At 46.6% G+C, this 8,054-nt stretch carries 8 protein-coding genes; 4 read left to right on the plus strand and 4 right to left on the minus strand.

Annotation, left to right across the window (positions count from 1 at the left end):
* Window positions 1–971 (minus strand): ammonium transporter (locus tag QUA38_RS25755; protein WP_445305105.1); only part of this gene is annotated, 971 nt, incomplete at its 3' end.
* An 83-nt stretch (window positions 972–1,054) separates the two neighbouring features.
* A complete protein-coding gene (purE, locus tag QUA38_RS25760) occupies window positions 1,055–1,576 on the minus strand; it encodes a 5-(carboxyamino)imidazole ribonucleotide mutase (protein ID WP_333166939.1) in 522 nt (173 codons plus the stop codon).
* 234 nt (window positions 1,577–1,810) lie between these two features.
* Here purE and nagA point away from each other — a divergent pair, with 234 nt between their 5' ends.
* From nagA to QUA38_RS25775, 3 genes are all read left to right on the plus strand, one after another.
* A complete protein-coding gene (nagA, locus tag QUA38_RS25765) occupies window positions 1,811–3,040 on the plus strand; it encodes an N-acetylglucosamine-6-phosphate deacetylase (protein ID WP_333166941.1) in 1,230 nt (409 codons plus the stop codon).
* 208 nt (window positions 3,041–3,248) lie between these two features.
* Window positions 3,249–3,935, plus strand: coding sequence for a magnesium protoporphyrin IX methyltransferase (gene bchM / locus QUA38_RS25770; protein WP_333166943.1), 687 nt, complete (start codon window positions 3,249–3,251; stop codon window positions 3,933–3,935).
* A 236-nt stretch (window positions 3,936–4,171) separates the two neighbouring features.
* Window positions 4,172–4,564 (plus strand): DUF423 domain-containing protein, encoded by a 393-nt coding sequence (locus QUA38_RS25775; RefSeq protein ID WP_333166945.1) that lies wholly within the window; start codon window positions 4,172–4,174, stop codon window positions 4,562–4,564.
* Window positions 4,565–4,604: 40 nt separating this feature from the next.
* Here the strand turns inward: QUA38_RS25775 and QUA38_RS25780 are convergent, their stop codons facing one another.
* Window positions 4,605–5,699 carry a hypothetical protein gene (locus QUA38_RS25780; protein WP_333166947.1) on the minus strand — a complete coding sequence of 365 codons (1,095 nt, stop codon included), beginning with the start codon at window positions 5,697–5,699 and terminating at the stop codon, window positions 4,605–4,607.
* A 459-nt stretch (window positions 5,700–6,158) separates the two neighbouring features.
* Complete coding sequence (locus tag QUA38_RS25785) at window positions 6,159–6,407, minus strand: hypothetical protein (RefSeq protein WP_333166949.1); 249 nt, start codon at window positions 6,405–6,407, stop codon at window positions 6,159–6,161.
* Between the two features lie 177 nt (window positions 6,408–6,584).
* Here QUA38_RS25785 and QUA38_RS25790 point away from each other — a divergent pair, with 177 nt between their 5' ends.
* Window positions 6,585–8,018 carry a phosphoglucomutase/phosphomannomutase family protein gene (locus QUA38_RS25790; RefSeq protein WP_333166951.1) on the plus strand — a complete coding sequence of 478 codons (1,434 nt, stop codon included), beginning with the start codon at window positions 6,585–6,587 and terminating at the stop codon, window positions 8,016–8,018.
* The last annotated feature ends 36 nt before the right edge of the window (window positions 8,019–8,054 follow it).

The raw sequence follows: 8,054 nt of genomic DNA on the forward strand, positions 1-8,054 counted from the left end.
GCAATGTGGGCGATCGCATTTGGATCGACTGCCATTGTCGAACCGGGATTGAACCCGAACCAACCCAACCACAGAATCAAACAGCCCAGGGTGGCAATGCTCATATTATGTCCCGGCATCGCCACAGTATCGCCGTCGCGGTACTTGCCGATCCGTGGCCCCAAAAATGCAGCCCCCATCAAAGCCGCCCAACCGCCTACCGAGTGAACCACTGTCGAACCGGCAAAATCCCAGAAGCCTGCTTTTGCCAGCCAGCCACCGCCCCAAATCCAGTGTCCGGTAATCGGGTAAGCAATTCCTACTAGCAGCAAGCTGAAAATTAAGAATTCAAGGAATTTAATTCGCTCTGCAACTGCTCCAGAAACGATTGTGGCAGCAGTTCCCGCAAAAACTAATTGGAAAAAGAATTTAGCGTTAAGAGGCACTCCCGTCCAGTTTAATGCGCTGAAAATGCCTTGATAAGCGTCTCCTGTGGCGGGGCTGTTGTCAGCTACGTTCCACAGGAAAAATCCGCCACTGGTGCCGATAAAACCGTTGCCGTTGCTGAACATTAAGGCAAAGCCGATCGACCAAAATGCGATCGTTGAAAGTGCAAAAACAATCAAGTTTTTGGACAGCACGTTAACCGCATTTTTTTGGCGACAAAACCCGGTTTCCAACATACCGAAACCGGCGTTCATAAAGAACACTAGCATCGCCGCCACCATGACCCACATGGTATCCATGCCCACCTTAAGGCTTGCTAATTGTTCCTCGGTGGTTGGCGCGGGAGCTGTTTGGGCTACGGCCGCATATCCCCAAACCAAGACGATGATTGCAGCTAAAGGTATGCAGGCTTGCCAACTTGGAGTGAGGCTGGCGATCGCCCGTGCTAATTTATTCAACCTGTTGACTTTCGTAAAAAATTTAGCTGCTGGCAAATTTAAAGCCTCCCGCCTGACTTGTTTCGACTTTTTCTTTCCGACAGTCATTTTAATCACTTTTACCCTCTTTACGGCTAGTAAGCTCAGCAATATTCGGAAAACTTTCCAATTTTACTACGAAAGTTTATGGATTATTTGTTCATATTGAGATAGTTTTGATAGCCTAGCTCTTCTAGTTGATTTTGTTTTTTCATTACTGATTCGGACAAAGTTTTGCGGTACAGCAGGACTCGCTCTAGTAATTCTGGCTGATGAGCTGCTAGTATCTGAACTGCCAGCAAGCCAGCATTCTTAGCGTTGCCGATCCCCACTGTTGCTACGGGTATCCCGGCTGGCATTTGCACGATCGAGTACAGCGAATCTAGGCCTTGCAGGTGGCGGCTCGGTACCGGCACGCCAATTACTGGCAAGGGCGTTAAAGATGCTACCATACCCGGGAGATGCGCCGCTCCTCCGGCTCCTGCGATAATGACTTTCAAGCCTCGTTGGTGGGCGGTTTGGGCGTATTCCACCATGCGCTCAGGGGTGCGGTGCGCCGAGACTATCGCCACGGAGCAAGCAACACTGAATTCTTCGCAAACTGCGATCGCATCTTTCATGGTTGGCAAATCCGAATCGCTACCCATGATAATTCCAACTGTCGCTTGATTCATAAATTTTTCAGATTTGAGATTTCAGATAAATGCTAATTTTAAATGATTGCGTTAACTCCAATTTAGATATTTTGTACCAAAACTGACCCTTAAAAGCAATTTGGCCACAAGCCCCTGTCTGAGCTACCCTGGAGCCAGCAAAAAGCAAAAAGCTCCCCCTCCTCATCGCCAGCCACCGGATTTATCCGTAGCGAATATTAAATCTAAAATCTAAAATCTAAAATCTAAAATCGGATGACTGAAGCCACAACCCTACCTGCCGCCCGCACAGATATTCTCAATGTTCGCCTCCCAGGTTGCAAGGATTTGCAGATGCTTGCTGTTGACGAAATGGGCATCATTCAAGAAGTTTGGCCGATGGACGCCGTATTTAAACGGATTTGTCCTCCCGATTTGCAAGTGCTTGATGTAGCAGGCGATTGGCTTTCTCTGGGCGGTGTTGACTTGCAGATTAACGGCGCCCTCGGTTTTGCTTTTCCCGATTTGGAAAGCAAGCATATTGAAATGTTGCCGAAAATTTGTCAATTTTTGTGGAATCAGGGAGTCGATGCTTTTTTGCCGACTTTGGTGACAACTTCGCTGGATAAGTTTAGGCGATCGCTCTCGACTATAGCTGATTATATCCGCACTGTACAAACCGCTGCTCCCGCAACAATTAAGCCCAAAACAGCGGAAATTATCGGTGTTCACCTCGAAGGCCCTTTTCTCAACCCCCAGAAGCGAGGAGCTCACCCAGTTGAGTTTTTACTACCGCTCACTATAGAAAATGTCAAGCAAGTTTTAGGAGATTGTGCCGATATTGTCAAAATAATTACTTTAGCGCCGGAGTTAGACAGCACTGGCGAAGTAATTTCCTATTTGCAAAGTTTGGGAATTTCCGTGAGTCTCGGACACTCTCAAGCGACGGCAGAGCAAGCCCAACAAGCCTTTGAGCGGGGAGCTTCAATGGTAACTCACGCTTTTAATGCGATGCCGAGTTTGCACCACCGAGAACCGGGTTTGTTGGGAGCGGCGATTGTTCATCCGGGCGTAAAATGCGGTTTAATTGCTGACGGGAAGCACGTTTCTCCGACAATGATTGATTTTTTTCTGCGCGCTGGTAGGTATGAAAAAGGCGTTTTTTTAGTGAGCGATGCTTTGGCTCCTTTGGGTTTGCCTGACGGTGTTTATCCTTGGGATTCCCGACAAATTGAAGTCAGAAAAGGTACAGCTTGGGTAAGATTAGATTATCACTCGCCCCTGGAATCTGCTACTTTGGCGGGTACAACTCTGCCGCTGTTGGCAGGAGTGCAGAATTTGGTGGAGTGGGGGATTTGCGATGCCGAAAGTGCGATCGCCCTGGCAACTGAATCTCCGAGAAGGGCAATCGGAATTTCGGGAATTATGGGCAAATCGGCAACTCAATTGTTGCGCTGGAATTTAAATGTGGCGACAAAGGAATTGACTTGGCATCGACTTTTTTAGCCTGTTATACCATTCTAGATTAAAGAATTGAAACAGTGGGAATCCGCGAACTGGTATTACCCGATAGATTTCAGATTTTAGATGTGCCGTTTTCATCGAAAATCTAAAATCGCTAACCTAAAATCTGTAGTTGCAAGTTGCACATTTTCGGAACCGGATTGCTATATAATATCTAACCGTTGGCAATAACTCAGCAGCAGGCAGATCGATGAATTTGGTAGACGACAAGACTATAGTTAGACAGTATTTTAACTCGACGGGCTTCGATCGCTGGCAGCGAATTTACGGCGAGGGCAAAGTCAATAAAGTTCAGCTAGACATCCGCACCGGGCACCAGAAAACGGTGGATACAGTCATCGAATGGCTGCAAGCTGACGGCAATTTGTCCGGGCTTTGTGTCTGCGATGCTGGCTGCGGTGTTGGATCTCTGAGCATTCCTCTGGCTGACGCTGGGGCAATTGTTTGCGCTAGCGATATCTCGGAAAAGATGGTAGCAGAAGCTTACGATCGATCGACAGCAGTTCCCGGCAAGCTCTACAACATCTCCTTCGCTGCCCAAGATTTGGAAGCCTTAACCGGCAAATTCCACACAGTGATTTGTTTGGATGTGCTAATCCACTATCCTCAAAATAAGGCGGCAGAAATGATCGCTCACCTGAGTTCGATCGCCGAATCGCGACTAATTATTAGTTTTGCCCCCAAAACTTTAGCACTCACCGCCCTCAAAAAAATTGGTGAACTTTTCCCCGGCCCAAGCAAAACTACCCGGGCTTACCAGCACCGCGAAGCTGATATTATCAAAATCCTAGAAAACAATGGTTTTGTTATTAACAGAACAGCGATGACTAGCACTAGCTTTTACTATTCTCGCTTGCTGGAAGCTGTGCGGAAATAGGTTAAAAATATCTGCAAAAAAGCTAATTTATCATCAGCCTAGGGTGCGCTACGCGCACCTTCCCTTCCCAGAGTTAGGCCAGTGAACATCTCTACTATGCGATTGCTTTGCGGAGGCTCGCAATTACAAGTAAGACACGCACCGCGCACATTAGATATCAACAATTAGATGTTTTTCCCTCCTCCTTCTTCCTTCTTTATTTTTTCTTCTCCCTTCTTCCCTATTCAATAAATATTATGTCAACGTTAATCTTAATTCGCATTTTTATAGCAACGGCAGCAGTATTCGGAGGTTTATCCGTTGCAGGCGGTGCTTTCGCCTCTCACGCTTTGAAAAATCAATTGAGCGATCGAGCTTTAACCATTTTTGAGACCGGCGCGCGATATCAAATGTACCATGCCCTGGCTTTATTACTCGTCGCTTTACTCTTGAGCCGCGCCCAAGAGTCTCAAACCTTTTTTGCAGTGGCTGGATGGGCTTTTATTGCGGGTACAATCATCTTTTCAGGCAGTTTATACGCCCTGAGTTTGAGCGACATCAAATGGCTGGGTGCAATTACGCCACTGGGGGGAGTTGCTTTTATTGTTGGTTGGGGATGTTTGGCAGTAGCAGCTTTTAGTTTTAAATAGGCAATTGGTAAATTTGAGGGAATTCCCAATTCCCAATTATCTAATTTTCAAAAACATCGCTGGAAAACATCTCAGTCAGAGTACGCAAGTAAGGTACAAATACCGTTAAATCTTCAGCAGGAAGCCGCTCGCATATTTCCCAAAATAAAATCAGCAGCATATCCTGCACTAACTCCCAACTAACATGAAGTTTGGGGTACAACATCACGCAAATTGGAAACAATTCTTGCTGTACCGGATGAATGTTACCTTCCAAAACGCACCAGCACAAATAGCTTTGAAAAATCTCGACATCCCGGATACCAGAAATTTTTACCTCGCGATCGCTCAAATACCCGCTGCTGCTGCGGTATCCTTGATGCTGGGAACTAGCTCGATCGTACACTGCACTAGCAATCTGAGTCGTGTGCTGCAACAAATGCTGAACGGCTAATAAATCTCTTGAATTCGGGGGCTGATTCGCCGCAGCCTCGTTAATCTCTCCGTAGGGAATGTGCAGGTAGTCGTCTACAACTTTTAAGTAGGGCGCAAATTCCGTTCGCTCTGACTCTGAAAGACATCCTAACAAGATTTTGCTAGTGTATTGAAACTCCATTGTCACAAATCCCAGCACTAATGGATCTGTCTCTGAGTATTTTCGCCTCACTTTGATAATATCTTTTCCCACCAGCACTGACAAGCGAAAAACAGGTTCTCTATCCGCATAAGCCTCTATTGCTTTCCGATATAAGGTACGAGTATCTGCGGCAATTTCTAAAGAATTAATTAAACTTGGATCGATCGCGTGCCGCTGTATTTGTTTCCCTAAAAGAGCTTCTACTCTACTCCAAGCTATCTCGCTGGCTAATTTCAGGGTATCTGTCAATTTTTCAACTATTGGGGCTCTATTTTCCTCAAAATTAGTTAAATCGAGGCTGGGGAGAATTTGGCGTGGCGCTTGGTTCTCTCGTGCCGCCACTGTACTGTAATATTTTTTTGCCCAGCTAACTGCGAAGGAAGAAACGCTGACACCTTTAGCTTTTGGAAGTTTGTCATGGTCCGATCCGGTAATACCTTGAGACGCCTGATTTACGCCCTGTTGAAGTTGGTCGGCTGCTGGTAAAGATTTTGAAGATATTTGTGAAATACCCGTCATGATAAACCTCGTTTTTTTATTAAGTCGCACCCGATGGATTCCCCTAAATTTTAATGTTGTTAACTACAATTTTCTGCATTTGTACGCAGACAGTCATCAGCCATTACGCTTAAAGCTATAAGCCATTTGGCTGGAGTGCCTGCATCTTTTATACGCTGCACGTTAATAACATTATTTATTGTGCGATCGATCACCATCACCCTGTGATCGCGACCCTAATGTATTTTTTTGACGTATAAAGAAGGCTGGAAATAAATTTAATTTGTCTTAAAAGCTGAAAATTAAAGTTAAGTCTGCTTAAAAAAAACTGCTGCTTGAAATACCTTATCTTTGTTTTGGATCGCTTTGGTTGAGCGCCTTCGTTTCTTCTAGAAGCTAGGCTACAGCACGATCTAGGGGTGACTTTAGTTAATTTATTTCTATAGCTGAATTAAAAATGTATTTTGAGTCTGGCGATTGTTAGGAAATCCTAACAAATTTAACGATCGGCTTTTCTAAATAAAAAATTAAATTTGAGATTAGGATGAGATTTATGTGCATTTCGTTAAGGCAATTGCCAGGGCCGTTTTTTGCGATCGGTTTTTTAGCTTCCCCGTGAAGCGAAGCTATCCCGTAGGGAAGCGCCCGCAATTGATCGTCGTCCATTCGATCGGCAAACAACCCTTCAAAACCGGAATTAGCTAGTGACTCGCCCGATCTCTCCCACATTTTGCCCACTCTGACTGGTTCGATCCCGGAGGCCGAAGGTCCAAGCCTGCCCCTACAACGATAGGATTAGGTTGATGCGGGCCCCACGGGCGATCAATCCTCACAAACAGCACGGCCAGTATGTCTTTAAGGCTATGCCTTCGGGTAGGATTAGTAGGACGAGAGGAAGTGGATAAAATGAGCGCTAGTAGCAATTCAACAGAAATTAAGTTCGGAACCGATGGGTGGCGGGGACTGATTGCCCATGACTTTACTTTTGCCAACGTGCGAAAAGTCACTCGGGCGATCGCCAGTTACCTAGAAACCGCTTACACCAAAGACCGCCCAGTTCTAGTCTCCTACGATACCCGCTTTCTGGCAGACGAGTTCGCCCGCACCTCGGCGGAAGTATTGGCAGATTTGGGATGGACGGTGAAAGTGGTCGATCGAGATTGCCCCACACCAGTCATCGCCTACAGCGCCAAGCATCTCAACTCCGCAGGAGCCCTGATGTTCACGGCTTCGCACAATCCCGCACCTTATTGCGGCATCAAATACATCCCCGACTACGCGGGCCCGGCTACCCCGGAAATTACTGATACCATTGTGGCAAATATTGCTGGTGCTTCTGATGTCCCAGCCAAAGGCAGCCACAACGATAAAATCTCCACTTTTGACCCGAAACCCGAATATCTGAAGTTTCTTTATACTTTGATCGATGTGGAGCGGATTCGCTCTGCTAAGTTGAAGGTGAAGTACGACGCTCTCTACTCGACTTCTCGCGGCTATCTCGACGGCGTTTTGGAACACTGCGGCTGCGATGTCGAAAGTTTTCACACCTACCGCGACGTGCTATTTGGTGGTGGAATGCCCGAACCCAAGGGCGAACAGTTAGTTGAGTTGGTGGAAGCTGTTAAGAAGGATTCGGCGGATTTGGGTTTAGCTACCGATGGCGACAGCGATCGCTTTGGTATTGTTGACGAGTTGGGAAATGTCTTGACTCCAAATACTGTACTGTTGCTGCTGGCGCGTCACTTGGTGAAGAATAAAGGCTTGACTGGGGCGATCGTCCGTACAGTCGCAACTACCCACTTGCTGGACAATTTGGCCGCCAAGTACGGTTTAACAATTTACGAAACCGCAGTCGGTTTTAAATACATCGGCGAAAAAATGCGGGAAACTGCGGTACTCATCGGTGGCGAAGAATCTGGCGGTTTGAGCGTTTTGGGTCACATTCCCGAAAAAGACGGGATTTTGGCTGATATGCTAGTTGCTGAGGCGATCGCTTATGAAGGCAAACCGCTTTCTCAGCTAGTCGAAGAAGCCATTAAAGAAGCCGACGGCCCCCTGTACAACAAACGTTTGGACTTGCACCTAGAAGAAGCCCACAAAGCAGCCGTTTTGGAATCTTTTACCAAGAATCCCCCCACAGAAGTAGCAGGTATCGGCGTTAAGGAAATCGGCCGCAAAGACGGAATTAAACTTTATCTTGAAGACGGTGGCTGGGTACTGCTGCGGCCTTCGGGAACCGAACCCTTGATGCGAGTTTACATGGAAACCAATTCTGTGGAAAAAGAAAGCCAAGTTGCCCAACACATGGAAAAGGTAATTTCCCAGTTAGAACCTGTTTAAATTTCTACCTATTCCAACGGGGGTTTTTCCCCTAGC

Source organism: Microcoleus sp. Pol12B4, from assembly GCF_036701385.1.
In the GTDB taxonomy this organism is placed as follows: domain Bacteria; phylum Cyanobacteriota; class Cyanobacteriia; order Cyanobacteriales; family Microcoleaceae; genus Microcoleus.

What these genes read in the sequence shown, in the direction of transcription:
- purE (WP_333166939.1), bottom strand. Translation starts at nt 1,576, where the DNA reads ATGAATCAAGCGACAGTTGGAATTATCATGGGTAGCGATTCGGATTTG.
- nagA (WP_333166941.1), top strand. Translation starts at nt 1,811, where the DNA reads ATGACTGAAGCCACAACCCTACCTGCCGCCCGCACAGATATTCTCAAT.
- bchM (WP_333166943.1), top strand. Translation starts at nt 3,249, where the DNA reads ATGAATTTGGTAGACGACAAGACTATAGTTAGACAGTATTTTAACTCG.
- QUA38_RS25775 (WP_333166945.1), top strand. Translation starts at nt 4,172, where the DNA reads ATGTCAACGTTAATCTTAATTCGCATTTTTATAGCAACGGCAGCAGTA.
- QUA38_RS25780 (WP_333166947.1), bottom strand. Translation starts at nt 5,699, where the DNA reads ATGACGGGTATTTCACAAATATCTTCAAAATCTTTACCAGCAGCCGAC.
- QUA38_RS25785 (WP_333166949.1), bottom strand. Translation starts at nt 6,407, where the DNA reads ATGTGGGAGAGATCGGGCGAGTCACTAGCTAATTCCGGTTTTGAAGGG.
- QUA38_RS25790 (WP_333166951.1), top strand. Translation starts at nt 6,585, where the DNA reads ATGAGCGCTAGTAGCAATTCAACAGAAATTAAGTTCGGAACCGATGGG.